Genomic DNA, 239 nt, shown 5'->3' with positions numbered 1-239 from the left:
AACCAATGCCCTTGCTCTATAACGTTTTGCTGCTGTGGAGTCATTATTTACTGCATTTGCTTATTAAATGGCTGTTTTTCGATAACCAATTTTTTAGGGAAATTTAAATCGGTTGCTATAACAAAATCATCGTAAGGATCATTACCCGAAAACAGCTCAGTTATTAATGTATCGTTTTTATAAACATTAACGGTTACACCGCTGCCCATACCGCCTGAGTTAATAATATAGTAGTGATA

At 34.7% G+C, this 239-nt stretch carries 1 pseudogene; it reads right to left on the bottom strand.

What is annotated here, in order from left to right:
- Positions 1-47: 47 nt before the first annotated feature.
- Positions 48-239, bottom strand: a pseudogene (locus AAEZ18_RS19585) (hypothetical protein); the annotation flags it as partial.

The sequence above is a fragment of the Pseudoalteromonas sp. 19-MNA-CIBAN-0066 genome (genome assembly GCF_040308705.1).
GTDB classification, from domain to species: Bacteria; Pseudomonadota; Gammaproteobacteria; order Enterobacterales; family Alteromonadaceae; genus Pseudoalteromonas; species Pseudoalteromonas nigrifaciens.
The sequence above is the reverse complement of the archived record's forward strand: the minus strand, read 5'-3'. Positions and strand labels throughout refer to the sequence as shown.